We start from the raw sequence: 25,658 nt of genomic DNA on the forward strand, positions 1-25,658 counted from the left end.
AGTTCACGCCGGGATTACAGAATCGGTCGCAACCGAGTTTTTTAAGCCCGGTAGCGGCGATCTCGTCCACCTGATGGACGCTGGCGTTAGCGAGCCGCGCGCTTGGCCGCAGCGGCCGGCTGCCCGTCCCAGCCGCCGGCTGGCGCCGCCACCTTGACGGCGGCGTCGGGCTGCGGTTCGGCCGTGAAGGTCTGGATCGCGAGCTTGGCGGCCGCCAGCGACTGCGGGTCGAGGCGCTTGGCGACATCTTCGCGCTTGCGGCCCGCGTCTTCGTCGCCCTGAGCGGCGGCGAGAGAGAACCACTTGTACGATTCCGCGAGGTTCTGATCGACGCCGATGCCGCGGGCATACAGGATGCCGAGGTTGAACTGGCTGTCGGCAACGCCGCGCTCGGCAGCCTTGCGGAACCAGGCCGCAGCGGTCTTGTAGTTCGCGCCCTTGCTGCCGCCGTCGGCGTACAGCACGGCCAGATTGTGCATCGCCTTGGCGTTCCCGCGATCGGCCGCGGTCGAATACAGCTTCCGCGCGACGTCGAGGTCGCGCTTCACGCCGAGGCCCTTTTCATACAGCGTGCCGATGCGGAAGATCGCCGGCGTCACGCCGGCATCCGCTGCGCGCTGATACCATTTGGCGGCTTCGTCGTAGTTCACCGGCACGCCCTTGCCTTCGGCGTAACGGGTCGCGACTTCGTAAGCGGCGGCGGCATCGCCCTTGAGCGCCAGGGTACGCAGCGTCGCACCGCCAATGGTGTCAGGCAGCCGCTCGGCGGACGGAATCGCGACGGTGCCGAACTTCTCCGGCGCCGCGCTCGGCTGCGACGGGATCGTGCCGGTGATGTCGCTGGACGCGGCAGGCTCGGTCTGCTGCGCCGCCGGCGGCGTGTACAGCGACTGACGCTCGACCGGAGTCGGCGAAATCATCGACGGCGGCGGAGCGACCGGCGCGACAGACGGCGGCGCGGCGGGCTCGGTCGGATCGGATTGCCGCTCGTCCGCAGGTAGGCGCTGTTTTTCCGGTGCCGGGCTGGGCTTTGGCGCAGTGACGCTGGCGACCGGCGGCGTTTCACCGCTGTCGAACAGTTTCATTGCCATCTGGAAGCTGGACAGCACGATCACGACGACGCTGGCGCCGACCAGCAGCGACTTGATCTTGGAGCCGAGCGGCGAGCCCGGGGTGCCGCCGTCCGGATCGGGCTTGTCGCCATCGGTCTTCGGCTTGCCGGGCTTGGCCTTGCCGGCGCTGGCGGACGCTGCCGCCTGCGCGGCGCGGCGCGCGGCAGCGATAAAGCTGGTGGCGTTGGCCGGCTCCGGCTGCGCCGGCGCGATCTCGCCCAGCGCGCTTTCAGAAGCGGCGATCCGTTCCGACGGCGAAGCGACCCGGGCCGGCGGCTTGGTGCCGGGCTCGAGCGGATGGTCCGGCGGCAGTGTGGCTTCCCGGCGCGCGGGCGGCGGCACAGCAACGACCGGCTCGATCTTCTGCGGCTGGTGCGGGCCCGCGGCGGACTCGTGGATGTCGTGGAACGCGCGCGGCCCACGCGGCTCGGGCGCCGGGGCCGATGGCTCGGCGGCGGGTTTGGCGGCGGCGAATTCGCGCGGCGCGGCAGCGAACGCCTCGACGGCCGGATTGGCCATCTCGGGCTGAGGCTGCGGCGGAACAGGCGTGGCCGCGGGAGCAACCGGGGCCGGCGCGATCGGCGCGGCGGCCAGGAAAGCGGGCTTCGCCGGTTCGGGTGCCGGGGGCGGGGCGGGTGGCGGTGCCAGCGGAGGCGTCGCCCGCGCGGTGCGAAGATCGCCTTCGATCATCGCCAGCCGGTCGACGACATGGCCGAGGGTGTTGTGCACCGCCTCGAGCGAATCCTGAGTGTGACGATCGGTTTCCGACTGGCTGAAGCGCATGTCGGAGAGTTCGCGCTTGATGGTGTCGACGAAGCTCGGGTCGAGCGCCGGCGCCGGTCGGCGATCGAGCTCCGTCAGTACCGCAAATTGCGACTGCTGCCGCTCCAGCATCCGCAGAATGTCGTGCAGGCCTTCCTCGACCCGTCCGAGATTGGCGCTGCCGCCGCGCTGCTCGGTCGCGGCTTCCATCCGCTCCAGCAGATGTGTAACGCGCTGTTCCAGATGCGCGAACGCCGACTGATTGTCGTTGCCGATCGGCAGATGATCGATCCGTTCCGACAGCGCCCGCACGGCGCTTTCGAGCTGCTCGGTGGATTCGCTCGGGGCAGGGCGCTCGCGGCTTTCCAGCGCCGCGGTCAGCGCGGAGATGCGCTGCTCCAGGGCGGCGAACGAGATGCTGTGGTTGTCGGCCAGCGCCAGCTGTTCGATCTTCTCGCCGAGCGCGTGGACGTTGGCGCTGAGCTGCCCCAGCGCTTCATTCGAGGCGACGTTGGAGACGATGCCGCGCAGCGCGCCGATGGCGTTCTCGAGCTGCTGGACCGTGCCCGGATCGTCGCTGTTGCGGACGATCATGTCGATCTTGCCGCCGAGATTGCGGATCGCTTCGTCGAAGCCGGCGAGCTGTTCGGCCGGCGTCAGCGAGCGCAACGCGGTGTAGATCTCGCCGAGCGCGCGTTCGATGCCGGCAATCACTTCACTGTCGCTGCCGTTGGCCCGGCTTTCATCGAGCCGCTGCGCCAGCGAGCGGATCTCGCCTTCCAGCGTTTCGATCGCCTTGCGTGGCATCGCTTCGGTGATGGTCTGGCGGATCTCGGCGAGGTCAGCACGGAACGCGGCGATCGATTGTTCGACCTTGTCGGAGCGCTGCAGCGCGTCGATCTGGCTGGTGATCTTGTGGAGCTGCTTCTCCAGGCTGGTGAAATCCGGCCCGGCCAGCGGATTCGGGGGGGCCATCGCGGGTGCGATCGGCGGCGCAAACGACGCCGGCTGCCGCGGCATCCGGCCGATGCTGGCATCGAGTTCGCTCTGCCGCGCGGCGATTTCGGCAATCGCTTTGTCGAGCGCGTTCGGGTCGAGTGTGGGGGAGGGGTAGACTTGCTCGGCGGCGCGTTCGACGCGCTCGGTGGGCGATTGGGCCGGCACGGCTGCGGCCTCGGCCGGCCGAGCTGCCGCGGGCTTCGGCTCGGTAATCCGCGCCAGGCGGGCGTCGAGCCGGGAAATCGCGTCGTTCAGCTGCCGCGCGACCGGCGGCTCACTGCGCGCCGGCGTGCGGGAAATATGGTCGATCTGGCGGGCGATGGCGTCGAGCCGCTGATGGATTTCAGCGACTTCGGTAGCGCTGCGCTCGGGCATTGCCGGGCGGCCGGGCATGCGCGGTTGTTCGGTGGCCGGCTGCTGCGGGGCAGCCTCGCCGAGCTGAGCATTGATCCAGTCGGTGAGCGACAGCCCGGCGCGCTTTGCGGCGGCCTCGGCCTTCTCGCGCACTGACGGCTCGATCTCCTCGACACTCCACGACACGCGATTCATGCTCTTGTCCGCACCCAAGCCGGCCCCAGCCGCGCCCCGCACACCTCCGCGTCGTGCTCAAGCGAACATCGACACGACGCGGGAGTCTGCCTCTGGATCGACTTTTTCCCGTTAGGGTAAATACCGAGTTAAGGATCAGCGCGGACGGCGGTGAAACTTAACGATCGAGGCAGATAGCTTGGTTTTGCAGCTATTTTGCCGCGCTTTCAGCGAGGCGGGAGCGGCTCGGGAGGCTGTCCGTTACCGCCGGCGCGCTAACCGCCCGCGCGGGTGAACAGCGCGCTGAGGTCGTCGATGTCGGATTCCGTCACGGCGTTGAGCGCCGGATTCATCACCGCGGTCTGGCCGATATAGGCCCAGTATAGGAACTCGGCCCGCGGCCGGGCATGGCGGCTCTCGACGCCGGATTCGATCATCAGCTTGGACAGGTATTCGACTCGCCTCGCGTCGACCGCGGCGACCATCTCGGCGGCGGCCGGATCGGTCGCGGCGAGCTCGCGGATGGCGCGGTCCAGGCTGCGGTCCTCGTTGAAGGCGAGCTTCATCAGATGTGTCAGCCGTGCGGGGCCGATGATCGCCGCATCGATCTCGCGAAACACCTGCTCGGTAACCCGCTCCTTCCAGAGCTGCAGCAGCTGGGTGCGGAAGTCGGTGGCGTCCTTGAAGTGCCAGTAGAAACTGCCGCGCGACACGTCCAGGCCGGCGGCCAAATCGCCGACTTTGAGGGCGTTGGCGCCGTGTCGGGCGAGTGTCCGCAGCCCGTGGGCAAGCCAGTCCGCGCGCGTCAGCCGATCTTTGGTATCCGAATCCATGCCGGCACCATACACGCGTGTATTGACACGGCCAAGCCGCGCCGTTAGATGCCATTCAGAGGTGTATGGAGATGATCTGGCAGGCTGGTACGTTGCGGCCGCTGGAAATCATCACATCGGAGGAGCGCTCGTGCACGCCATGTTGGTCCAGCGGCCGATGGTCGACCTGTCCCGAGCCGCCATCCCGGTGCTTTGCAGAGATTTGGAGACGTGCCGGCGCCCGAACGCGCCGCGGCGTCATCGCGCTTGATGTCGCGACCGATGATGGTCGAACATCCGCCCCGCCTTGCGTCTTCGCCACAATTCTATCTCGCTGATCCGGAGAACTGCCGATGGCCTTGAACGGGCTCGACACCTGGTATGCCTTCATGAAGTCCCACGACTCAGATGCGCTGTGGGATCTGCTGCATCCGGACGCGGTGTTCGAAAGCCCGGTGGTTCACACCCCGCAGGTCGGGCGCGACATCGTGTTCAAGTACCTCAAGGGTGCCGAAAAGGTGCTCGGCGGCCCGGGCTTCACCTATGTGGGCGAATGGCGCAGCGATAACAGTGCGGTGCTCGAATTCGAGAACGTGATCGAAGGCATCAAGATCAACGGCGTCGACATCATCACCTTCGCCGACGACGGACGTATTACCCACTTCAAGGTCATGGTAAGACCCCTGAAAGCGATCAACCTGCTGCATCGCTTGATGGGAGAACAGCTGGCGCAGCAATAAGCGCGCCGGCGACTGGTCGAATTCATCTCGCCGTCGCCTGAAGTTGTTTCAGGCGGCGCACACTTCACACCTGATCCCGATCGAGAGAACCGCATGACGATCTACAAGGCCCCGGTTGAAGAAGTCGGCTTCCTGCTCAACGACGTTTTTCAGTTCGACCGCTACAACAACCTGCCCGGGTTCGCCGATGCTGCGGCCGACGTGCGCGACGCGATCATCAACGAGGCGGCGCGGCTGAGCGAGGAAGTGCTGCATCCGCTCAATGCGGTCGGCGATCACGAAGGCTGCACCCGTCACGACGACGGCAGCGTCACCACGCCGAAGGGCTTCAAGGACGCTTACAAGCAGATCGCCGAAGGCGGCTGGATGGGCCTGTCGTCGCCGGCCGAATATGGCGGCCAAGGGTTGCCGATCACGCTGACCCAGACGGTGCAGGAATTCCTGAACTCCGCCAACATGGCGTTTGCGATGTACCCGGGCCTGACGATGGGTGCCGCGGCGGCGCTGACGGTGCACGGCTCGCCGGAGCAGAAGCAGACCTATCTGCCCAAGATGGTGTCCGGCGAGTGGACCGGTACGATGAACCTCACCGAGCCGCAGTGCGGCACCGATCTCGGCCTGCTGCGGACCAAGGCGGTGAAGCAGGCGGACGGCAGCTACAAGATCACCGGTACCAAGATCTTCATCTCGGCCGGTGAGCACGATATGGCCGACAACATCATCCATCTGGTGCTGGCGCGGATCGAAGGCGCACCGGCCGGAATCAAGGGCATCTCGCTGTTCGTGGTGCCAAAATTCCTGGTCAACCCCGACGGTACCGTCGGCGCCCGCAACGGCGTGATCTGCGGCTCGATCGAACACAAGATGGGCATTCACGGCAATGCCACCTGTACCATGAACTACGACGGCGCCACCGGCTGGCTGGTCGGCGAAGAGAACAAGGGCATGCAGGGCATGTTCGTGATGATGAACGAGGCTCGCCTCGGCGTCGCGGTGCAGGGCCTGGCGCAGTCGGAAGTCGCCTATCAGAACGCCGTCGAATACGCCCGCGAGCGGCTGCAGGGCCGGGCGCTGTCGGGGCCGAAGGCGACCGATAAGCCGGCCGATCCGATCATCGTGCATCCCGACATCCGCCGCGCGCTGCTGACGATGCGCGCGTTCAACGAGGCGGCGCGGGCGCTGGTGCTGTGGACCGCGCTGAAGAGCGACGTCGCGCATCGCTCCAGCGATGCCAAGGAGCGCCAGGTAGCCGACGATCATCTCGGCCTGATGACGCCGGTGCTGAAGGGCGTTCTGACCGACGGCGGCTTTGCCAATGCGGTCGCCGCGCAGCAGGTTTATGGCGGCCACGGCTACATTGCCGCCAACGGCGTCGAGCAGTTCGTCCGCGATGCCCGCATCGCGATGATCTACGAAGGCGCCAACGGCATTCAGGCACTCGATCTGGTCGGTCGCAAGCTGCCGCGTGACGGCGGCCGCGCCGTGATGGCGTTCTTCGCCGAGGTCGGCGCCTTCGCCAAGGAGCATGGCGGCGACGAGGCGATGAAGCCGTTCGTGGCACCGCTGTCGACCTCGCTCGGCCATCTGCAGAAGGCCACCACCTGGTTGATGATGAATGCGATGGCGCAGCCCGATAACGCCGGCGCCGCCGCCACCGACTACATGCACCTCTTCGGCCTGGTGGCGATGGGCTACATGTGGGCCAAGATGGCCAAGGTGGCGCAAGACAAGATCGCGGCTGAGGGTGCAAAGCCCTTCCTGACCCGCAAGCTGGTCACCGGCCGGTTCTTCGCCGAGCGGATGCTGCCCGAAACCGCGCTGCGGCTGACCCGGATCGAATCCGGCTGCGCCACGCTGATGGAACTGCCGGCGGAAGCGTTCTGACGCTTTCGTCAAACCAACGTCGTCATTGCGAGCGAAGCGAAGTAGTCCGAGCCGCGCACGAAGTCTGGATTGCTTCGTCGCTACGCTCCTCGCAATGACGCCTCGACACGCGATTGTTCAATTCGTCCGGCTCCTGTGAGCCCGGACCGAAACGGGAGAAAACGGATGCCCGAAGCCTATATTTACGATCACGTTCGCACTCCGCGCGGCCGCGGCAAAGCCGACGGCTCGCTGCACGAGGTGACCGCGCTGGCGCTCGCCACCGTGCCGCTGAAGGCGCTGAAGGAGCGTAACAACCTCAAGAAGGACGTGGTCGACGACGTCGTGATGGGTGTGGTCGATCCGGTCGGCGAAGCCGGTTCGGACATCGCGCGGTTCGCGGCGATGAAGGCGGGCCTCGGCGAAGCGGTGCCCGGCGTGCAGATCAGCCGGTTCTGTGCCTCGGGTCTGGACGCAGTGAACTTTGCCGCGGCGCAGATCATGAGCGGCCAGCACGAGCTGGTGATCGGCGGCGGCGCGGAATCGATGAGCCGCATCGGTCTCGGCGCCTCGGGCGGCGCCTGGCCGATGGATCCGTCGATGGCGATCCCGTCTTACTTCATGCCGCAGGGCATCTCGGCCGACCTGATCGCCACCAAATACGGCTTCTCGCGCGACGACGTCGACGCCTATGCGGTGCGCAGCCAGCAGCTCGCCGCGAAGGCCTGGGACGAAGGCCGGTTCGACAAGTCGGTGGTGCCGGTGAAGGACATCAACGGCCTGACCATCCTGGCCAAGGACGAGCACATGCGTCCGTCGACGACGATGCAGTCGCTGGCGCAGTTGCAGCCGTCGTTCGCGCCGATCGCCGCAATGGGCGGGTTCGACGCGGTGGCGATCCAGTCGCACCCGGAAGTCGAGAAGGTCAACTACGTGCACCATGCCGGCAACTCGTCGGGCATCGTCGACGGCGCCGGCGCGGTGCTGCTCGGTAGCAAGGAAGCCGGTGAGAAGCACGGTCTGAAGCCGCGCGCCAAGATCCGCGCCTTCGCCAATATCGGCTCGGAGCCGGCGATGATGCTGACCGGTCCGGTCGACGTCACCAACAAGCTGTTCGAGCGCTCCGGCATGAAGAAGAGCGACATTGATCTGTTCGAACTCAACGAGGCGTTCGCCTCGGTGGTGCTGCGCTACATGCAGGCGTTCGAGATCGACAACGACAAGATCAACGTCAATGGCGGCGCGATCGCGCTCGGCCATCCGCTCGGCGCTACCGGCGCGATGATCCTCGGCACCGTGCTCGACGAGCTCGAGCGCACCGGCAAGGCGACTGCGCTGGTGACGCTGTGCATCGGCGGCGGCATGGGCACCGCAACGATCATCGAGCGGGTGTGAGTATTCGATAGCGCCGCGGGCCGCGCAACGCGCGTCGGCCTGCTCCCTCCCCCTTGCGGGGGAGGGGAGAAGAACATCAACCGCCGCGCCGCAACGGCTGCTGGCATCGAAGGAGCTAATCAGATGGCCTTCAAGATTTTCAAAGTCGAGACCGACGCCGACGGCATCGCGCTGGTGACCTGGGACCTGCCCGGCAAGTCGATGAACGTGCTCGACGCCACCACGATCGAGGAACTCGGCGCGATCGCCGAACAGACCAGTAAGGACGCCGCGGTCAAGGGCGTGGTGATCACTTCGGCCAAGGAGGCGTTCTGCGCCGGTGCCGACCTGTCGATGCTGGAAGGCATGAACCAGCAGTTCGCCCAGATCCGCAAAGAGAAGGGCGAAGAAGCCGCCCAGAAGATGCTGTTCGACGAGAGCCGCAAGCTGTCGCAGATCCTGCGTGGCATCGAGACCGGCGGCAAGCCGTGGGTCGCGGCGATCAACGGCCTGGCGCTCGGCGGCGGCTTCGAAGTGACGCTGGCCTGCCACTACCGCGTCGCGTCTGACAATCCGAAGACCCGCCTCGGCCTGCCCGAGATCAAGGTCGGCCTGTTCCCGGGCGGCGGCGGCACCCAGCGGATTCCGCGCATCGTCAATCCGCAGGAGGCGATGACCATCCTGCTCAAGGGCGATCAGATCAAGCTCGACAAGGCCAAGGCGCTGAAGCTGGTCGACGCCGTGGTGCCTGCGGCCGATCTGATCAAGACCGCCAAGGACTGGATCAAGAATGGCGGCAAGGCGGTGGCGCCGTGGGACGAGAAGGGCTTCAAGCTGCCCGGCGGTCAGGTGTTCTCCAAGCAGGGCATGATGATGTTCCCGGCGGGCAACGCCATCTATCGCCGTGAGACTTACGACAACTATCCGGCCGCCCGCGCCATCATGAGCTGCGTCTATGAGGGCCTGTTGGTGCCGATGGACGTCGCGCTGCGCATCGAGTCGCGTTACTTCGCGCATGTGCTGCAGACCAAGGAAGCGGCTGCGATGATCCGCAGCCTGTTCCTGTCGATGCAGGAGCTGAATAAGGGCGCGCGCCGTCCGCAGGGTGTGCCGCCGACCAAGGTCAAGAAGCTCGCCATCATCGGCGCCGGCTTCATGGGCGCCAGCGTCGGTTACGTCTCGGCCAAGGCCGGCATCGAAGTGGTGCTGATCGACCGCGACCAGGAGAGCGCCGACAAGGGCAAGGCGCACTGCCAGTCGGTCATCGATGGGCTGATCAAGAAGGGGCGTGCCAAGGAGGCCGACCGCGACGCGCTGATGTCGCGGATCACCGCGACCGCCGACTTCAATGCGATCTCGGACGCCGACCTCGTCATTGAAGCCGTGTTCGAGGATCGCAAGGTCAAGGCCGAGACCTACGCCAAGGCGCAGCCGCTGCTGAAGGAAGGCGCGATCTTCGCCTCCAACACCTCGACTCTGCCGATCAATTCGCTGGCCGAAGAGTTCAAGGACCAGTCGAAGTTCATCGGCATCCACTTCTTCTCGCCGGTCGAGAAGATGATGCTGGTCGAAGTCATCCTCGGCAACAACACCAGCGACGCCACGCTGGCGGCCGCGCTCGACTACACCCGCCAGATCGGCAAGACCCCGATCGTGGTGAACGACAGCCGCGGCTTCTTCGCCAACCGCTGCGTGCTGCGCTTCACCGCCGAAGGCCTCGAGATGCTGATGGAAGGCGTCCCGGCGCCGATGATCGAGACCGCCGCCAAGATGGCCGGCATGCCGGTCGGCCCGCTGTCGCTGGCCGACGAAGTCGCGCTCGACCTGATCCTCAAGATCATGAAGGCCACCGAAGCCGACCTCGGCGAACAGGCGGTCGATCAGCAACAGAAGAAGCTGATGGTCGAGCTGGTCGAGAAGCAGGGCCGGTTCGGCCGCAAGAACGGCAAGGGCTTCTACGTCTATCCGGAGAAGGGCAAGGGGCAGAAGAGTCTGTGGGACGGCATCGCCGCGCTGCAGCCCAAGCATCTCGATCCCGACACCATCGACGTCGAAGAGCTGAAGCAGCGCTTCCTCGCCGTGCAGGCGGTGGAAGCGGCCCGCACCGTCGAGGACAACGTCATCGTCGATCCGCGCGAGGCCGATGTCGGTTCGATCCTCGGCTTCGGCTTCGCGCCGTTCACCGGCGGCACGCTCAGCTACATCGATTTCATGGGCACCAAGGAGTTCGTGGCGCTGTGCCACAAGCTCGAGGGCAAATACGGCTCGCGCTTCACCCCGCCGAAGCTGCTCGAAGACATGGCCAAGACCGGCGACACCTTCTACCACCGCTTCGCCCCGAAGAAGCAGGCGGCGGCGTAGTCAGTTGCTGACTCTTTGAGAAGACGGGGAAGCCGGCTCCGAGCACAGCCGGCTCCCTCTCCCGCTTGCGGGAGAGGGCTGGGGTGAGGGCGCCCCAGGCAATGAGTTCGCAATCTGCGGAGAGATTGGCCTTACCTGGATCGCTACGCGATGCGACCTCTCCCGCAGGCGGGGATGGGTCACGCGATCGAGCCTCAGTGCTCGCGTCGCCCTCACCCCAACCCTCTCCCGCAAGCGGGAGAGGGAGCGCACTGCCGCTGGGGCGAGGCCTCGTCTTACGTCCAGTACAAATAACAAGGGCCGGATCATCGTGATCCGGCCCTTTGTCTTTCCCCGCTACCCCACTCCGTCATTGCGAGCGAAGCGAAGCAATCCAGTTCAGTGCACCGCGCTGGATTGCTTCGTCGCTTCGCTCCTCGCAATGACGAGCGAGAAACGAAATCCCTTACGCCTTCTGCAGCAGACCTTCGCTTTGCAGCGCTTCCTGCACCTTCGGGCGGGCGGCGACGCGGGCCTTGAAGGCGGCGAGGTTGGGGTAGGGGGCGAGGTCGATCTTCATGCGGTCGCACCAGCTCAGGATTACGAACAGGTAGCCGTCGGCGACCGTGAACGACGAGCCCATCAGATAGTCTTTGCCGGCGAGTTGCTTGTCGACATAGCCGAGGTGGCGGGCGATGCGGTCCTTGAAGAAATTCTTGGCGTCTTCGCCGAGCGTCGGGGCGAACAGCGGGCCGAAGCTCTTGTGCAGGTCGGTCGAGATGTAGTTCAGCCATTCCTGCAGCCGGTAGCGCTCCGGCGATCCGTTGGCCGGCGCCAGCTTGCCGGAGCCTTCCTTGTCGGCGATGAATTGCACGATCGCCGGGCCCTCGGTCAGCACCGAGCCGTCGTCGAGGCCGAGCGCCGGCACCGAGCCCTTCGGGTTGATCGCGGCGTAGTCGTCGCCGTTCTCCAGCTTCTTCGCCCGGATGTCGACCTTGACCAGGTCGAACGGCAGGCCGGCTTCGCTGAGCGCGATATGCGGCGACAGCGAACATGCACCGGGCGAATAATACAGCTTCATGGCAGGGGCTCCTCGGCGGGATTGGATTCAGGCGCGCGGGCGATTAAATGCCAGTGCATGGGCAAGTCAAGATTGATGCAGCTGCATACACTAGGTTACAGTCGCCGCGGATGGACGAACCGATGAAACGCAAACCGTCGACCGAGGCCACTGCGGCCTGGGTCCGCCTGATGCGGGTCCGGAGCCGGGTGTTGGACGCTGTCGAGCAGGAATTGAAGAAGGCGGGCTTCCCGCCGCTGGCTTGGTACGACGCGCTGCTCGAATTATCGCGCGCGCCGGGCGGCGAGATGCGCCCGGTCGAGCTCGAAAAGCAGATGCTGATCCCGCAATACTCCACCTCGCGCCTGGTCGACCGGCTGGTCGATGAGGAGCTGGTGGTGCGCCGCGAATGCCGCAGCGACAAGCGCGGCCAGTTCGTTGAAATCACCGAGGCTGGACGCGAATTGCAGAAGAAGATGTGGGCCGCCTATTCGGCGGCAATCGAAAAGCACGTCGGTTCGAAATTGTCCGATGCCGACGCCGTCCGGCTGTGCGGGCTGCTCGACCGGCTCGGCTGTTCGTGCGACGGCTCCGCCGCTGCGCTCGATGCGCGAGACACCGCAGTCTCGCGATGATAAACAGCTCTCGCTTCGTGTTCGCGGTTGCTTCCGGCCGCGGCTTCCACCACCTCGCGTCGCCCGATCCCGCGCGCTTTTTCCGGACTTCCCATGGCGCGTGACCAGCTCGATATGACCCCGCTGAATTCGCGTGACGAACTCGTCGCATGGATCGAGGCGGGCGTGAAATCGCCGGCCGAATTCCGCATCGGCACCGAACACGAAAAGACCCCGTTCACGCTCGACGGCCATCATCCGGTGCCCTACGAGGGCGCCCGGGGCATCGGCGCCCTGCTCGAAGGGATGCAGATCCTGCTCGGCTGGGAGCCGATCATGGAAGGCCCGCACATCATCGGGCTGCACGACGTCACCGGCGGCGGCGCGATCTCGCTGGAGCCGGGCGGCCAGTTCGAATTGTCGGGTGCGCCGGTCGAGACCGTGCACCAGACCCACGCCGAGCTGATGGCGCATCTGGCGCAGGTGCGCGAAGTGGCGACGCCGCTCGGGATCGGCTTTCTGGGCCTCGGCATGACGCCGTCGTGGTCGCGCAGCGAAATCCCGGTGATGCCGAAGGGCCGCTACAAGATCATGACCAACTACATGCCGAAGGTCGGTCGTTACGGCCTCGACATGATGTACCGGACCTGCACGGTGCAGACCAATCTCGACTTCTCGTCGGAAGCCGACATGGTCAAGAAGCTGCGGGTCTCGGTCGCGCTGCAGCCGGTCGCGACCGCGCTGTTCGCCAACTCGCCATTCACCGAAGGCAAGCCGAACGGCTTCTTGTCGTTCCGCTCCGAGATCTGGCGCGACACCGACAATGATCGCTCCGGCATGCTGCCGTGGGCTTTCGAGGACGGCATGGGCTTCGAGCGTTGGGTCGACTACGCGCTCGACGTGCCGATGTACTTCGTCAAGCGCGGCGACAGCTATATCGACGTGGCCGGTTCGTCGTTCCGCGACTTCTTCGACGGCAAGAACGATAAGCTGCCCGGCGAGCGGCCGACGCTGTCGGACTGGGCCAATCATCTGTCGACGATCTTCCCCGAGGTGCGGCTGAAGCGGTACCTGGAAATGCGCGGTGCCGACGGCCAGCCGTGGGGCCGCCTGACGGCGCTGCCGGCGTTCTGGGTCGGCCTGCTGTACGACGACACCAGCCTCGACGCCGCCTGGGAGCTGGTCAAAGGCTGGAGCGCCGAGGAGCGCCAGACGCTGCGGGACGAGGTGCCGCGGCTCGGCTTCAAGGCCAAGATCGGCAACCGCTTCCTGTTCGAAATCGCCAAGGATTGCCTGGTGCTGGCGCATGCCGGGCTGCGTCGCCGCGGCCGCGTCGATCCAACCGGCCTCGACGAATCGCGGCATCTGGCCCCGCTCGACCGTATTCTCGATAACGGGCATACCCCGGCCGAGGAGATGCTCGAGAAGTATCACGGTGCGTGGCGCGGCTCGGTAGAGCCGGCTTACGACGAATACGCGTTCTGAGCGCTGGCGGACCAAGACCGCGCTGGCCCGCGCCGTTCATCCGCCATACAGGTTGCCGGCCGTCAGATGGGCCGTGGGGCTGCGCTCCGGATTGGCCTGAGTTCCATCGGCCAAAGTTCCGGGCCTAACGCGAAAGCAAGTGTGAATGCGAAGCGGCCTGCTCAGGGCGTGTTTGCTCGTGCTCGCCGTGGCTGCGGCGGCGCTGTCGCCGCATGCGTCCCGTGCCCAAGCCAATATCGATCGCATCGGCGGCGATTACCTGCGCACGCCTGTGACCAGCGGCGACCCGGCCGAATGCGCGCTGATGTGCGAGCGCGACAAGCGCTGCCGGTCGTGGACCTTCAGCTATCCGCGCTCGCCCGAAGACGGTGCGATGTGCTGGCTGAAGAGCACGGTTCCGCCGCGCACGCCGAACTCGTGCTGCGTGTCCGGCGTCCGCGGTGCCGGCGTGTTGGAGCCGCGCAACGATTCCAACGAGGTTTCGATCGACCGCTTCGGCGGCGACTATCGCAATTTCGAACTGAAATCGGGCGAGGGCGACGAGGCCTGCAAGGCGGCCTGCGTCGACGAGCATAAGTGCCGGGCCTGGACCTATGCGCGTCCCGGCTATGTCGGCCGCAACGCCCGCTGTTTCCTGAAAAGTCAGATCAAGCCGCCGCGCCGCAAGGCCGGGTTCATCTCCGGCGTGGTGCGCTGAGGCGCAAAACGCTTGCGGCTCAATGCACCGCGGTGAAGAACCGCGCGACGCGGAAGCCGGAGAACCAGTCGGTGAGCGGCTGGCGGCGGACGCCGGGATTCCACGAGCCGACGATGGCATCGACCCGGCCGACCAGGTCGTCGATCGGCAGCATGCCGACGCCGCCTTCGCTGACCGGCACGCGGCTGTCGGCGGAGTTGTCGCGATTGTCGCCCATCACGAACAGGTGGCCGGGCGGCACGGTGACTTCCGCCGTGTTGTCGAGCCGGCCGTTGTCGTACAGCTTGAAGATCGGGTGGGCGACGCCGCCGGGAAGCGTCTCGATGTAGCGCGCGGCGGTCTCATACGAGCCGTTGTCGTCCTCGGCGCGGCCGACCCCGTCCGGCGTGACCTTGGCGGCAACGCCGTTGATGAACACCCGGCCGTTGTCGAGCTGCACGCGGTCGCCGGGCAGGCCGACGACGCGCTTGACCCAGACCTGCGAGCGATCGCCGGACCAGCGAAACACCACCACGTCGCCGCGGTGTGGTGTGGAGCCGAACACCCGGCCGCTTTCCGGCACCGAGACGTGGATCGGCAGCGAGGCAGCCGAATAGCCGTACGGATATTTCGAGGCGAGCAAAGCGTCGCCGATCAGCAGCGTCGGCTCCATCGAACCGGACGGCACGTAGAACGGCTCGGCGACCGCGCCCTTGCCGACCAGCACGATCGCCACCACGGCGGCGAGCTGCGTCAGCTGCGAGCCCCAGCGCCGCGCGGTGCTCGCGGCCGTCTCCGTCTTCGTCGTCATCCGCCGGTGCCTCCGACCGTAATCCTGTCCATGCGCAGCGTCGGCTGACCGACGCCCACCGGCACGCCCTGGCCGTTCTTGCCGCAGGTGCCGATGCCGTCGTCGAGCTGCATGTCACTTCCGATCATGGAAATGCGGTGCAAATCGGTCGGACCATTGCCGATCAGCATCGCGCCCTTCAGCGGCGCTCCGATCTTGCCGTTCTCGATCCGGTAGGCCTCGGTGCACTGGAACACGTATTTGCCTGACGTGATGTCGACCTGGCCGCCGCCAAAGTTCACCGCGTAGATGCCGTTTTTCACCGAGGCGAGGATTTCGGCAGGATCGCGCTGGCCGGCCAGCATGTAGGTGTTGGTCATCCGCGGCATCGGCACGTGGGCGTAGGACTGCCGGCGGCCGTTGCCGGTCGGCTTCATGCCCATCAGCCGGGCGTTCTGGCGGTCCTGCATGTAGCCGGTGAGGATGCCGTCCTCGATCAGCACGGTGCGGCTGGTCGGGGTGCCTTCGTCGTCGATCGACAGCGAGCCGCGCCGTGCCGAGATGGTGCCGTCGTCCACCACGGTGACGCCCTTGGCGGCGACCTGTTGGCCGAGCAGGCCGGCAAACGCCGAGGTCTTCTTGCGGTTGAAATCGCCCTCGAGGCCGTGGCCGACCGCCTCGTGCAGCATCACGCCGGGCCAGCCGGGGCCGAGCACCACGTCCATTTCGCCGGCGGGGGCCGGCACCGATTCAAGATTGACCAGCGCTTCGCGCAGCGCGCCGTCGGCGGCGTCGCGCCACGCCTTGGTTTCGATGAACCGCGCATAGGGTTCGCGGCCGCCATAGCCCTTGGATCCGCTCTCCTGACGGTCGCCTTGGCCGGCGACCACCGAGACGTTGACGCGCACGAGCGGGCGGATGTCGCGATAGCTCTCGCCGTCGGGGCGCAGGATCTCGACCACCTGCCAGGTGGCGCCGACCGAGACCGACACCTGTCGCACCCGCGGGTCCTTGTCGCGGATATAGGCGTCGATCTCGCCGAGCAGCTTGACCTTGGCCTCGAAGCCCGGCGCGTCAAGCGGGTTGTCGTCACCATACAGCTGCACATTGGTGTGCGGCGGCGCCACCGACAGGCTGCCGCTGTAGTCGCCGCGCACCGCAGCGACCGCATCCGCGGCGCGGATCAGCGCGGGCAGCGACACGTCGGAGGAATGCGCGTAGCCGACCGCATCGTCCTTAACGGCGCGTAAACCGAAGCCTTGCGCGGTGTCGTAGGTCGCCTGCTTCAGCCGGCCGTTGTCGAAGGCGAGCGCCTCGGTCTGGCTGTATTCGAGAAACAATTCGCCGTCGTCCGCCCCCTGCAGGCCCCGCGCAATCTCGCGCCTCACCTCGTCGCGATCGAGATTGGCGCGGTCGATGAGCGAGGTCTGGGCTGGGTTGGTCATGAGGTCCTGTTCCCGAAGTTGTTTGGGTCACAAGATAGGCGGTCTGATCTGGTTCTGCGAGGGGTTGGCGGATGAGGGCGCCCGGCGTTTGCAGGCATCGGTTCAACATGCCGTCATTGCGAGCGCTGCGGAGCAATCCAGCTGTCTGCACCAAGCTGGGTCTCAGGGAGACGCATTCGCGCCCAGATGCCTCGCTTGACAATATATCGTGCGCGATATAAATCGAGGTCTATGAAATCGCCCTCGACATCGTCACGCGCGCCGCGCCCCGCCGACAAGCTGAAGCTGGAGACCCAGCTTTGCTTTGCGCTGTATTCGACGCTGCTCGGGGTCAACAAGGTGTATCGGTCGCTGCTGCGCGAGCTCGATCTGACCTATCCGCAATATCTCGTGATGCTGGTGCTGTGGGAGAAGGATCAGGTCAACGTCTCGGAGATCTGCGATCAGCTGTTCCTCGAAACCACCACGCTGACGCCGCTGCTGAAGCGGCTCGAAGCCAGGGGGCTGATCCGGCGGCGGCGGTCGGCCGAGGACGAGCGCCAAGTGATCGTGTCGCTGACGGACGAGGGACGGGGGCTGCGGGCGCGGGTCAAGCACGTGCCCGACTGCCTCGCCGAAGCCATGGGTTATTCCGGCAGCGAGATTGCCGAGCTGCGCGACCGGCTGACCGGTCTTCGTACCAATCTGTTTCGTAGCGCCTGATCAGGGATGACGTTCAGCACGTTCAGCCGCATTTGCTTCTTTGATATATCGTTCGCGATATAGCCTCGCGCGATATTAATCCGCGCCTCTCTCCCACCTGAAAGGACACCACCATGTCAGTCGAGAAAGTTCTCTACCGCGCCACGGCCACCGCCACCGGAGGCCGCGACGGACGCGGCGTCAGCAGCGACGGCCATCTCGATGTCGCCCTGACCACACCGAAGGAACTTGGCGGCGCCGGTGGCGCCGGCACCAATCCGGAGCAGCTGTTCGCGGTCGGCTACTCGGCCTGCTTCCTGGGGGCGATGAAGTTCGTCGCCGGCCGTGACAAGCTGCCGATTCCGAAGGATGTCAGCGTCACCGGCTCGGTCGGCATCGGCCCGATCCCGACCGGCTTCGGCATCGAAGTGGAGTTGAAGATCAGCCTGCCGGGTATGGATCGCGAGCAGGCCCAGACGCTGGTCGACCGCGCCCACATCGTCTGCCCGTATTCCAACGCCACGCGGGGCAATATCGACGTGACGTTGACGCTGGTGTGAGCGGCCGGGCCGCCTCGTTAAGGCGGCCGTTGCCAACACTGACGTCATCGCCCGCGGATGCGGGCGATCCAGTATTCCAGGGCGCTTGTTGGCTCGCCGCGCGCTTGCCACGGAGGCTCTGCGATACTGGGTCCCCGGCATGCGCGGGGGATGACAGCATCATTCTGTTCACGGGCTTCTCGCCCAACACGAGGAGGGCTTGCGTTACGCCGTCGTTCTTGCGCAGGGCGTCCTACGGCAGCTTGTCGTAGCCTTCGCCGAGGCCGTTGAGGCTGAGCGGGAAGCCGATGCCTTCTTCCGGCGTTTCGAAGATGATGAAGGTCGCGGTCTTGGCGTTGCGCAGCTGGCCGAGCAGCTTGTCGTCCATCACCACTTCGGCGACGCAGCCGTTCGGCAGGCAGCGCACGAAGCCGGCGCGGCCGATGTCGGCGTTGTCGAGCTTGAGGCCGAGACCCGACGGCAGCAGCACGCCGAGCGGCGCCACCACGCGCATCAGCTTGCTCTTCTGATCGGCGGTCTTGAGGATGATGACGGTGAGGCCGGCGTTGGAGCGATCCTCCGCCACCACGCTCTGAATCAGCGCGCACTGCTCGGCCTTGGCGCCGGGCGGGGTGTCGCAGCGGATTTGCCAGTCACCATGCACCGACCGCACCGCGCCCTGGGCCTGAGCCGTGCTGCTGCCGGCCAGCGCCCCCAGCGCGATCAACCCGACCGCCAGCATGGCCCCGGACGCAGCGCGGCGGCTCGAGGCAAGGATTGGCGAAAGTCTGGCGAAGCCCATCAGAGATGTTTCCGAGGTGGTGACGGTTGAACGGGATGGTCGGCGGCGGGTTCCGACTGACCGGCAATGACGGCGCCATGAAGGCAGCGCGCGCGCCAGCGAATCAGGCTTCCGTGACATCCGGGTGCTTTGCCTACAGCGAGGGGCACATCTGTCAAGCCGGCCTCACAAGACTGCCGCGCTGTGTCAGCGGCACCGGACAAAATTCTTAACCGATGAGCAGGCCTGGGTTGTTTGCACGCGCGAACCCTCACTCCTGCATTGCGACGTCCCGAGAATTGTGATTTGAAAAGTAGAATAAGAAGCGTTCGCACTTAGGCTACGCTTTTGTGCCGAGCGCAATAAAACTGCACGGCCGGTCACGCCGATACGGCGGGCTCGCTGTGACAAGTCATAGGGAGCGCGGCGGCATGAAGGTGTCGAAGGGGCGTTTGGGGCGGTGGTCGCTGGGACTCGCGATCGCCTGCTGTGCGGCGGCGGTCGGCGGGACCGCATTCGCCGAGATGGGGCAGCCGGCCCCGTGGGAAGTTACCCTGCAACAACCCGCCTCTCCGGTGATGCAAAACATCGTCTGGTTTCACGGCTTCATGCTGTGGCTGATCACTCTGATCACGCTGTTCGTTCTGGCGCTGCTCGTGATCGTGGTGGTGAAGTTCAACGCCAAGGCCAACCCGGTCCCGTCGAAGACGACTCACAACACGCTGATCGAAGTCGCTTGGACGATTGTGCCGGTGCTGATTCTGGTCGCGGTCGCGGTGCCGTCGTTCCGCCTCTTGTTTCTCGAACTCGATATTCCGAAGCCGGACCTCACCGTGAAGGCGACCGGCAATCAGTGGAACTGGACCTACACCTATCCCGACGACAAGATCGAGTTCACCTCGATCATGCTGACCGATGAAGAGCGGGCCAAGATGAATCCGGTCCCGCCGCGCCTGCTCGGCGTCGACAACGAGATGGTGGTGCCGGTCGACAAGGTGGTGCGGATTCAGACCACCGCGGCCGACGTGATCCACTCCTGGGCGATCCCATCGTTCGGCGTGAAGATCGACGCCGTCCCCGGCCGTCTCAACGAAGCCTGGTTCAAGGCCACCAAGGAAGGCCGTTTCTACGGCCAATGCTCGGAACTCTGCGGCCGCGACCACGCCTTCATGCCGATCGTCGTCCGTGTGGTGAACGAACAGGAGTACGAAGCCTGGAAGAAAAAGCAGCAGGTCGCCTCGCGCATGCGTGACGATTCCTACGCCTCGGCCGCTTCCGCCACGCGCTAAGCGGCGGGATCGCAAGACGTCGAACGGAGACCGCAAGGTCTGAGGTTTTCAAGTCAGGATCTGAAGATGGCAATGGAAGCTGCAAGGGTCGCTCATTCCGAACACGCGCACGACGATCACGCGCATGCGCATCCGACCGGATGGCGACGCTATCTGTACTCGACCAACCACAAAGATATCGGGACGATGTATCTGGTGTTCGCCGTAATCGCTGGCATCATCGGCGCGGCGATGTCGATCGCGATCCGGGTCGAGCTGATGTTCCCCGGCATTCAGATCTTCCACAACACCCACACCTACAACGTGTTCGTCACGTCCCACGGCCTGATCATGATCTTTTTCATGGTGATGCCGGCGATGATCGGCGGGTTCGGCAACTGGTTCGTGCCGCTGATGATCGGCGCGCCGGACATGGCGTTCCCGCGGATGAACAACATCTCGTTCTGGCTGCTACCGGCCGCGTTCGCGCTGCTGATCATCTCGACCTTCGTCGAGGGCGAGCCGTCGTCGAACGGCGTCGGTGCCGGCTGGACGATGTATGCGCCGCTATCGACCATCGGGCACCCCGGGCCAGCCGTCGACTTCGCGATCCTGGCTCTGCATCTGGCCGGCGCATCGTCGATCCTCGGTGCGATCAACTTCATCACCACCATCTTCAACATGCGTGCGCCGGGCATGACCCTGCACAAGATGCCGCTGTTCGTGTGGTCGGTGCTGATCACCGCGTTTCTGCTGCTGCTGTCGCTGCCGGTGCTCGCCGGCGCCATCACCATGCTGCTGACCGATCGCAACTTCGGCACCACCTTCTTCTCGGCCGAAGGCGGCGGCGATCCGCTGCTGTTCCAGCATCTGTTCTGGTTCTTCGGCCATCCAGAAGTCTACATCCTGATCCTGCCGGGCTTCGGCATGATCAGCCAGATCGTCTCGACCTTCTCCAAGAAGCCGGTGTTCGGCTATCTCGGCATGGCCTACGCGATGGTGGCGATCGGTGTGATCGGCTTCGTGGTGTGGGCGCACCACATGTACACCGTCGGCATGTCGAGCACGACGCAGGCCTATTTCGTCGCCGCCACGATGGTGATCGCGGTGCCGACCGGCGTGAAGGTGTTCTCCTGGATCGCCACGATGTGGGGCGGCTCGATCGAGTTCAAGACGCCGATGCTGTGGGCGGTGGGCTTCATCTTCCTGTTCACCGTCGGCGGCGTCACCGGCGTGGTGCTGGCCAATGCCGGCGTCGACCGGGTGCTGCAGGACACCTACTACGTCGTCGCGCACTTCCATTACGTGCTGTCGCTCGGCGCCGTCTTCGCCATCTTCGCGGGCTGGTACTACTGGTTCCCGAAGATGACCGGCTACATGTACAACGAGACCGTCGGCAAGCTGCACTTCTGGCTCACCTTCATCGGTGTCAACATGGTGTTCTTCCCGCAGCACTTCCTCGGTCTGTCGGGAATGCCGCGGCGCTACGTCGATTATCCGGACGCTTTCGCCGGCTGGAATCTGGTGTCCTCGATCGGCTCCTATATCTCCGGCTTCGCCGTGCTGGTCTTCCTGTACGGAATGGCGCTCGCCTTCATCCGTAAGGAGCGTGCGGCCGACAATCCGTGGGGCGCCGGCGCCACCACTCTTGAGTGGACGCTGTCGTCGCCGCCGCCCTTCCATCAGTTCGAGGTGCTGCCGCAGGTGCGCTGAGGCCGGTGTTGGAACCTGCATCCGCCGCCGTCGTTGCGGCAGCGGATGCAGCTCGAAAGAAGAGGTGAGCCAGTGTCGGTCATCGACGTCAATCCGATCCCGCTTGCGCCCCGGATCTCCGAAGCCGGCGTCGCCGACTACATCGCTCTGCTGAAGCCGCGGGTGATGTCGCTGGTGGTGTTCACGGCCCTGGTCGGGCTGCTGATGGCGCCGGGGAGCTTCCATCCGGTGCTGGCGATCACCGCAATCATCTGCATTGCGGTCGGCGGCGGCGCCGCCGGCGCGCTGAACATGTGGTACGAGGACGACATCGACGCCAAGATGACGCGTACCGCCAACCGCCCGATCCCGCGCGGTCGGGTGACGCGGTCGGAGGCGCTGACCTTCGGCATGACGCTGGCGTTCTTCTCGGTGGTGACGCTCGGCATCCTGGTCAATTGGATCGCCGCCGCGCTGCTCGCCTTCACGATCTTCTTCTACGTCGTGATCTACACGATGTGGCTGAAGCGTTGGACCGCGCAGAACATCGTGATCGGCGGCGCCGCCGGTGCGCTGCCGCCGGTGGTGGCGTGGGCCTCGGTGACCGGATCGCTGGCGGTCGAACCGATCCTGCTGTTCTTGATCATCTTCTTCTGGACGCCGCCGCACTTCTGGGCGCTGGCACTGTTTCGGAACGACGACTACGCCCGTGCCGGCGTGCCGATGCTGCCCGTGGTCGCCGGCCCCGATCATACCCGGCTGCAGATCCTGCTCTACACCGTCGCGCTGGTCGCGGTGGCGGCGGCGCCGTGGCCGCTCGGATACTTCGATGCAATCTACGGCGTGGCTTCGCTGGCGCTCGGCGGCTGGATGCTGGTGCTGGCGGTGCGGGTGTATCGCCATCGCTCCGGCAGTGCCGCGCTGCGCGCGACCCGCAATCTGTTCAAGTTCTCGATCCTGTATCTGTTCGCGCTGTTTGCGATCCTCCTGGTCGAGGTCGTCGCCGCGGCCGTGCTCCGGTTGATCGGCTGATGGAGGGCGCGATGGAGCCAGCTCATAAGACGCCGCCCGGTATCGTCCTCACCGATGCGCAGAAGAAGCGCCAACGTGAACGCTCGATTGCGATCGCAGTGGCGCTCGGCGTGCTGGTGGTGCTGTTCTTCGCCGTGACGCTGGTCAAAGGGCCGGCGGTGCTGCACCGGCCGATGTGAGAAAGGTGCCGCCGATGTCGCCACCGCTTCCGCAAGCTCCGCAGCAGCCGGCGCCGCGCCGCGGCCTCGGGCGCGATACGGCGGTAGCAGCGGCATGCGGTCTGGTGGTCGCCCTTATGGTCGGGGCGTCGTTCGCGGCGGTACCGTTCTATAACTGGTTCTGCCGTACGACCGGCTTCAACGGCACCACGCAGGTGGCGCGTGCCGCGCCGAGTTCGGCGCCGCTCGACCGCACCGTCACGGTCAGCTTCGATTCCAACGTCAACGGGCTGCCGTGGAAGTTCGAGCCTGAGCAGCGCGACATCGAGGTGCCGATCGGCAAGGTGGTGACGGTGTATTACCGCATCACCAATCTGTCGCGATCCGACACGGTCGGGCAGGCGGCCTATAACGTCACGCCGCTGACGGTCGGTTCCTACTTCACCAAGATCAACTGCTTCTGCTTCACCGAGCAGACGCTGGCGGCCGGCGAGAGCCGCGACATGCCGGTGGTGTTCTACATCGATCCGGCATTCGCCGCCGATTCGGAGAACGACACCGTCAAGACCATCACCTTGTCCTACACCTACTACCCGGTGCGCGATCCGGCGCCGAAGCCGGTGGCTTCGAGCGAACCTGCACCGCGCAAGGGCAATCTCTGACAGGAAACGCAGCAACAAAAACGACCGGGACCGCATCACCATCCCGGAGGGATCGAAACGGAGAGCGACAATGGCCACGGCGCACGTCAAGCACCACGACTATCATCTCGTCGATCCGAGCCCCTGGCCGTTCGTCGGGTCGGTGTCAGCGTTCATCATGGCGTTCGGCGCGGTGTCCTGGATGCACCATTTGTATCAGGGCGCCCCGATCGTGTTCGGCGTCGGCGTGATCGGCGTGCTCTACACCATGGCGAGCTGGTGGAGCGACGTGATCCGCGAGGCGCAGTATCAGCACGATCACACCCGCGTGGTGCAGCTCAGCCACCGCTACGGTATGATCCTGTTCATCGCCTCCGAGGTGATGTTCTTCGTCGCCTGGTTCTGGGCCTACTTCAACGCGGCGCTGTTTCCGGCCGATCCGGTCCACGCCACCCGCGAGGCGTTGTTCGGAGGGGTGTGGCCGCCGAAAGGCATCGAGACCTTCGATCCGTGGCACCTGCCGCTGCTCAATACGCTGATCCTTCTCACCTCAGGCACCACGGTGACCTGGGCGCATCATGCGTTGCTGCACAATGACCGTAAGGGTCTGAAGCAGGGACTGATCTGCACCATCCTGCTCGGCGCGACGTTCTCCTGCGTGCAGGCCTACGAATACAGCCACGCCACCTTCTCGTTCGCCGGCAATGTCTACGGCGCCACCTTCTTCATGGCGACCGGCTTCCATGGCTTCCACGTGCTGGTCGGCACCATCTTCCTGCTGGTGTGCCTGATCCGCGCCTACGCCGGTCACTTCACGCCGAAGCAACATCTCGGCTTCGAATTTGCCGCCTGGTACTGGCATTTCGTCGATGTGGTCTGGCTGTTCCTGTTCGTCTGCATCTACGTCTGGGGCCACGGCGCCTCGGCGATGGCGCACGGCGCGCATTGATGCCCTCGGCCACGTTCGTCATTGCGAGCGAAGCGAAGCAATCCAGAGCTACGTATCGGAGCCCCTGGATTGCTTCGTCGCTTCGCTCCTCGCAATGACGCCAAATGGAAAAGTCTTCGCCCTCCGTCCTGCAGAGCGCGCTCCGCGGCCTTGCGTGCCGGTGCCCGCGTTGCGGGGAGGGGCGGCTGTATGCCGGCTTTCTGACGCTGGCGCCGCGCTGTGAGGTCTGCGGTCTCGACTTCGGCTTCACCGATGTCGGTGACGGCGCGGCGGTTTTCACCATCCTGATCGGCGGCGCCATCGTGGTGCTGTGCGCGTTGATCGTCGAGGTGAAGTATCAGCCGCCGTTCTGGCTGCACGCAGCGCTCTGGTTGCCACTGGTGGTGATCACGACGCTGGTGCCGCTGCGCTCGATCAAGGCGCTGTTGATCGCCCTGCAGTTCCACCACAAGGCGCAGGAGGGCCGCCTCGCCGGTCGCGAGCCGCAATGACGGCGCAAGCCGCGCGCCGGCGCAGCATCGCCGGGATGAGCCTGATCGCGCTGACGATGGTGGCGGTGCTGCTGTCGCTGGGGATCTGGCAGTTGCAGCGGCGCGACGAGAAGCATCGGCTGATCGCGGCGCTGAGTGAACGGCTGGCCACCGAGCCGGTGGCGCTGCCCTCAGCGCGCGACTGGCCGGCGCTCGATCCGCCGAACGATGAATTTCGCCGCGTCCGCTTCACCGCGACCTATCTGAAACTGCCGGATGTGATGGTGTATTCGTCCGGCTCGGCGGTTCGTGACGACGTCGCAGGTCCCGGCACCTGGGCGTTCCTGCCGGCGCGGCTGGCGGACGGCCGCATTGTGGTGATCAACGCCGGCTTTGTGCCCAACACCATGCAGGAGCGCGGCGCCGAGGATCGCGCGGTAAAGCCGCTGCTGAGCGGGGAGACGGCGGCGCTGACCGGCTATTTGCGATTTCCCGAGCAGCCCGGCCTGTTCGCGCCGGGCCCAAATCTCGACAAGCGGCTTTGGTTCAGCCGCGACGTGCCGGCGATGGCCGCTGCGCTCGGTTGGGATAAGCCGGCCGAGATCGCGCCGTTTTACATCGACTTGGAAGCACCGATGCCGGCCAGCGGTGTGCCGAAGCCGGGGCCGCTCGGCGTGCATCTGCGCGACAACCACCTGCAATACGCCATCACCTGGTTCGGGCTTGCCGCTGCGGTGCTGGTGGCGTTCGCGTTCTGGCTGCGCGGCCAGGGGCGGCAGGTGGCGGTGCCGTCGGCGAAGGCATCACGTCGCATCGCCTGAGCCCCCTCGGTGGGCGCATCCGCCAC

23 protein-coding genes are annotated in these 25,658 nt (G+C 65.6%); 17 read left to right on the forward strand and 6 right to left on the reverse strand.

Annotated elements, in window-relative coordinates:
- Window positions 1-86: 86 nt before the first annotated feature.
- Both RPPS3_RS04220 and RPPS3_RS04225 read right to left on the reverse strand, forming a co-directional pair.
- Window positions 87-3,422 (reverse strand): tetratricopeptide repeat protein, encoded by a 3,336-nt coding sequence (locus tag RPPS3_RS04220; protein ID WP_107342989.1) that lies wholly within the window; start codon window positions 3,420-3,422, stop codon window positions 87-89.
- Between the two features lie 254 nt (window positions 3,423-3,676).
- Entirely contained in the window at window positions 3,677-4,234 is a 558-nt protein-coding gene (locus RPPS3_RS04225; RefSeq protein ID WP_107346423.1) for a TetR/AcrR family transcriptional regulator, read from the reverse strand.
- A 332-nt stretch (window positions 4,235-4,566) separates the two neighbouring features.
- Between RPPS3_RS04225 and RPPS3_RS04230 the strand changes: the two genes are divergently transcribed.
- From RPPS3_RS04230 to RPPS3_RS04245, 4 genes are all read left to right on the forward strand, one after another.
- Window positions 4,567-4,953: a nuclear transport factor 2 family protein gene (locus RPPS3_RS04230; protein WP_107342990.1), complete on the forward strand. Its 387-nt coding sequence runs from the start codon at window positions 4,567-4,569 to the stop codon at window positions 4,951-4,953.
- A 93-nt stretch (window positions 4,954-5,046) separates the two neighbouring features.
- Complete coding sequence (locus tag RPPS3_RS04235; RefSeq protein ID WP_107342991.1) at window positions 5,047-6,837, forward strand: acyl-CoA dehydrogenase C-terminal domain-containing protein; 1,791 nt, start codon at window positions 5,047-5,049, stop codon at window positions 6,835-6,837.
- A gap of 165 nt (window positions 6,838-7,002) precedes the next feature.
- Window positions 7,003-8,211, forward strand: coding sequence for an acetyl-CoA C-acetyltransferase (locus RPPS3_RS04240; protein WP_107342992.1), 1,209 nt, complete (start codon window positions 7,003-7,005; stop codon window positions 8,209-8,211).
- A 123-nt stretch (window positions 8,212-8,334) separates the two neighbouring features.
- A complete protein-coding gene (locus tag RPPS3_RS04245; RefSeq protein ID WP_107342993.1) occupies window positions 8,335-10,551 on the forward strand; it encodes a 3-hydroxyacyl-CoA dehydrogenase NAD-binding domain-containing protein in 2,217 nt (738 codons plus the stop codon).
- A gap of 445 nt (window positions 10,552-10,996) precedes the next feature.
- Here the strand turns inward: RPPS3_RS04245 and gstA are convergent, their stop codons facing one another.
- Complete coding sequence (gene gstA / locus RPPS3_RS04250) at window positions 10,997-11,611, reverse strand: glutathione transferase GstA (protein WP_107342994.1); 615 nt, start codon at window positions 11,609-11,611, stop codon at window positions 10,997-10,999.
- Between the two features lie 122 nt (window positions 11,612-11,733).
- On the opposite strand from gstA, the gene RPPS3_RS04255 reads away from it, so the two are divergent.
- The 3 genes from RPPS3_RS04255 (at window position 11,734) to RPPS3_RS04265 (ending at window position 14,386) form a co-directional block, all read left to right on the forward strand.
- Window positions 11,734-12,225 carry a MarR family winged helix-turn-helix transcriptional regulator gene (locus RPPS3_RS04255; RefSeq protein ID WP_107346424.1) on the forward strand — a complete coding sequence of 164 codons (492 nt, stop codon included), beginning with the start codon at window positions 11,734-11,736 and terminating at the stop codon, window positions 12,223-12,225.
- Between the two features lie 93 nt (window positions 12,226-12,318).
- Window positions 12,319-13,689 (forward strand): glutamate--cysteine ligase, encoded by a 1,371-nt coding sequence (locus RPPS3_RS04260; RefSeq protein WP_107342995.1) that lies wholly within the window; start codon window positions 12,319-12,321, stop codon window positions 13,687-13,689.
- A gap of 145 nt (window positions 13,690-13,834) precedes the next feature.
- A complete protein-coding gene (locus tag RPPS3_RS04265; RefSeq protein WP_107342996.1) occupies window positions 13,835-14,386 on the forward strand; it encodes a PAN domain-containing protein in 552 nt (183 codons plus the stop codon).
- Window positions 14,387-14,405: 19 nt separating this feature from the next.
- Here RPPS3_RS04265 and lepB read toward each other — a convergent pair whose 3' ends face one another.
- Window positions 14,406-15,176: a signal peptidase I gene (lepB, locus tag RPPS3_RS04270; RefSeq protein ID WP_107342997.1), complete on the reverse strand. Its 771-nt coding sequence runs from the start codon at window positions 15,174-15,176 to the stop codon at window positions 14,406-14,408.
- Entirely contained in the window at window positions 15,173-16,600 is a 1,428-nt protein-coding gene (gene tldD / locus RPPS3_RS04275; protein ID WP_107342998.1) for a metalloprotease TldD, read from the reverse strand. The genes lepB and tldD overlap by 4 nt, the downstream gene beginning before the upstream one ends.
- 231 nt (window positions 16,601-16,831) lie before the next feature.
- Between tldD and RPPS3_RS04280 the strand changes: the two genes are divergently transcribed.
- Together RPPS3_RS04280 and RPPS3_RS04285 are read left to right on the forward strand one after the other, a co-directional pair.
- A complete protein-coding gene (locus tag RPPS3_RS04280; protein ID WP_107342999.1) occupies window positions 16,832-17,302 on the forward strand; it encodes a MarR family winged helix-turn-helix transcriptional regulator in 471 nt (156 codons plus the stop codon).
- A 113-nt stretch (window positions 17,303-17,415) separates the two neighbouring features.
- On the forward strand, window positions 17,416-17,841 hold the full coding sequence (locus RPPS3_RS04285; protein WP_107343000.1) for an organic hydroperoxide resistance protein: 426 nt from the start codon (window positions 17,416-17,418) through the stop codon (window positions 17,839-17,841).
- A 232-nt stretch (window positions 17,842-18,073) separates the two neighbouring features.
- On the opposite strand, the gene RPPS3_RS04290 is transcribed toward RPPS3_RS04285, so the two are convergent.
- On the reverse strand, window positions 18,074-18,622 hold the full coding sequence (locus tag RPPS3_RS04290) for an invasion associated locus B family protein (RefSeq protein ID WP_107343001.1): 549 nt from the start codon (window positions 18,620-18,622) through the stop codon (window positions 18,074-18,076).
- Between the two features lie 410 nt (window positions 18,623-19,032).
- Here RPPS3_RS04290 and coxB point away from each other — a divergent pair, with 410 nt between their 5' ends.
- From coxB to RPPS3_RS04330, 8 genes are all read left to right on the forward strand, one after another.
- A complete protein-coding gene (gene coxB / locus RPPS3_RS04295) occupies window positions 19,033-19,890 on the forward strand; it encodes a cytochrome c oxidase subunit II (protein WP_107343002.1) in 858 nt (285 codons plus the stop codon).
- 66 nt (window positions 19,891-19,956) lie between these two features.
- Window positions 19,957-21,582, forward strand: a complete 1,626-nt coding sequence (gene ctaD, locus RPPS3_RS04300) for a cytochrome c oxidase subunit I (protein ID WP_107343003.1) — start codon at window positions 19,957-19,959, stop codon at window positions 21,580-21,582.
- A gap of 72 nt (window positions 21,583-21,654) precedes the next feature.
- Complete coding sequence (locus tag RPPS3_RS04305) at window positions 21,655-22,593, forward strand: heme o synthase (RefSeq protein WP_107343004.1); 939 nt, start codon at window positions 21,655-21,657, stop codon at window positions 22,591-22,593.
- Between the two features lie 11 nt (window positions 22,594-22,604).
- Window positions 22,605-22,772: a hypothetical protein gene (locus tag RPPS3_RS04310; RefSeq protein WP_012494516.1), complete on the forward strand. Its 168-nt coding sequence runs from the start codon at window positions 22,605-22,607 to the stop codon at window positions 22,770-22,772.
- A gap of 14 nt (window positions 22,773-22,786) precedes the next feature.
- Complete coding sequence (locus tag RPPS3_RS04315; protein WP_107343005.1) at window positions 22,787-23,413, forward strand: cytochrome c oxidase assembly protein; 627 nt, start codon at window positions 22,787-22,789, stop codon at window positions 23,411-23,413.
- Between the two features lie 70 nt (window positions 23,414-23,483).
- On the forward strand, window positions 23,484-24,341 hold the full coding sequence (locus RPPS3_RS04320) for a cytochrome c oxidase subunit 3 (protein ID WP_107343006.1): 858 nt from the start codon (window positions 23,484-23,486) through the stop codon (window positions 24,339-24,341).
- Between the two features lie 104 nt (window positions 24,342-24,445).
- A complete protein-coding gene (locus tag RPPS3_RS04325) occupies window positions 24,446-24,832 on the forward strand; it encodes a DUF983 domain-containing protein (protein WP_107343007.1) in 387 nt (128 codons plus the stop codon).
- Window positions 24,829-25,632, forward strand: a complete 804-nt coding sequence (locus RPPS3_RS04330; RefSeq protein WP_107343008.1) for an SURF1 family protein — start codon at window positions 24,829-24,831, stop codon at window positions 25,630-25,632. Before RPPS3_RS04325 ends, RPPS3_RS04330 begins: the two co-directional genes overlap by 4 nt.
- The last annotated feature ends 26 nt before the right edge of the window (window positions 25,633-25,658 follow it).

Origin of the sequence: Rhodopseudomonas palustris, assembly GCF_003031265.1 — a bacterium.
Taxonomy (GTDB): domain Bacteria; phylum Pseudomonadota; class Alphaproteobacteria; order Rhizobiales; family Xanthobacteraceae; genus Rhodopseudomonas; species Rhodopseudomonas palustris_H.

Coding starts and splice junctions, on each gene's coding strand:
- RPPS3_RS04220 (WP_107342989.1), bottom strand. CDS start 3,422: ATGAATCGCGTGTCGTGGAGTGTCGAGGAGATCGAGCCGTCAGTGCGC.
- RPPS3_RS04225 (WP_107346423.1), bottom strand. CDS start 4,234: ATGGATTCGGATACCAAAGATCGGCTGACGCGCGCGGACTGGCTTGCC.
- RPPS3_RS04230 (WP_107342990.1), top strand. CDS start 4,567: ATGGCCTTGAACGGGCTCGACACCTGGTATGCCTTCATGAAGTCCCAC.
- RPPS3_RS04235 (WP_107342991.1), top strand. CDS start 5,047: ATGACGATCTACAAGGCCCCGGTTGAAGAAGTCGGCTTCCTGCTCAAC.
- RPPS3_RS04240 (WP_107342992.1), top strand. CDS start 7,003: ATGCCCGAAGCCTATATTTACGATCACGTTCGCACTCCGCGCGGCCGC.
- RPPS3_RS04245 (WP_107342993.1), top strand. CDS start 8,335: ATGGCCTTCAAGATTTTCAAAGTCGAGACCGACGCCGACGGCATCGCG.
- gstA (WP_107342994.1), bottom strand. CDS start 11,611: ATGAAGCTGTATTATTCGCCCGGTGCATGTTCGCTGTCGCCGCATATC.
- RPPS3_RS04255 (WP_107346424.1), top strand. CDS start 11,734: ATGAAACGCAAACCGTCGACCGAGGCCACTGCGGCCTGGGTCCGCCTG.
- RPPS3_RS04260 (WP_107342995.1), top strand. CDS start 12,319: ATGGCGCGTGACCAGCTCGATATGACCCCGCTGAATTCGCGTGACGAA.
- RPPS3_RS04265 (WP_107342996.1), top strand. CDS start 13,835: ATGCGAAGCGGCCTGCTCAGGGCGTGTTTGCTCGTGCTCGCCGTGGCT.
- lepB (WP_107342997.1), bottom strand. CDS start 15,176: ATGACGACGAAGACGGAGACGGCCGCGAGCACCGCGCGGCGCTGGGGC.
- tldD (WP_107342998.1), bottom strand. CDS start 16,600: ATGACCAACCCAGCCCAGACCTCGCTCATCGACCGCGCCAATCTCGAT.
- RPPS3_RS04280 (WP_107342999.1), top strand. CDS start 16,832: ATGAAATCGCCCTCGACATCGTCACGCGCGCCGCGCCCCGCCGACAAG.
- RPPS3_RS04285 (WP_107343000.1), top strand. CDS start 17,416: ATGTCAGTCGAGAAAGTTCTCTACCGCGCCACGGCCACCGCCACCGGA.
- RPPS3_RS04290 (WP_107343001.1), bottom strand. CDS start 18,622: ATGGGCTTCGCCAGACTTTCGCCAATCCTTGCCTCGAGCCGCCGCGCT.
- coxB (WP_107343002.1), top strand. CDS start 19,033: ATGAAGGTGTCGAAGGGGCGTTTGGGGCGGTGGTCGCTGGGACTCGCG.
- ctaD (WP_107343003.1), top strand. CDS start 19,957: ATGGCAATGGAAGCTGCAAGGGTCGCTCATTCCGAACACGCGCACGAC.
- RPPS3_RS04310 (WP_012494516.1), top strand. CDS start 22,605: ATGGAGCCAGCTCATAAGACGCCGCCCGGTATCGTCCTCACCGATGCG.
- RPPS3_RS04315 (WP_107343005.1), top strand. CDS start 22,787: ATGTCGCCACCGCTTCCGCAAGCTCCGCAGCAGCCGGCGCCGCGCCGC.
- RPPS3_RS04320 (WP_107343006.1), top strand. CDS start 23,484: ATGGCCACGGCGCACGTCAAGCACCACGACTATCATCTCGTCGATCCG.
- RPPS3_RS04325 (WP_107343007.1), top strand. CDS start 24,446: ATGGAAAAGTCTTCGCCCTCCGTCCTGCAGAGCGCGCTCCGCGGCCTT.
- RPPS3_RS04330 (WP_107343008.1), top strand. CDS start 24,829: ATGACGGCGCAAGCCGCGCGCCGGCGCAGCATCGCCGGGATGAGCCTG.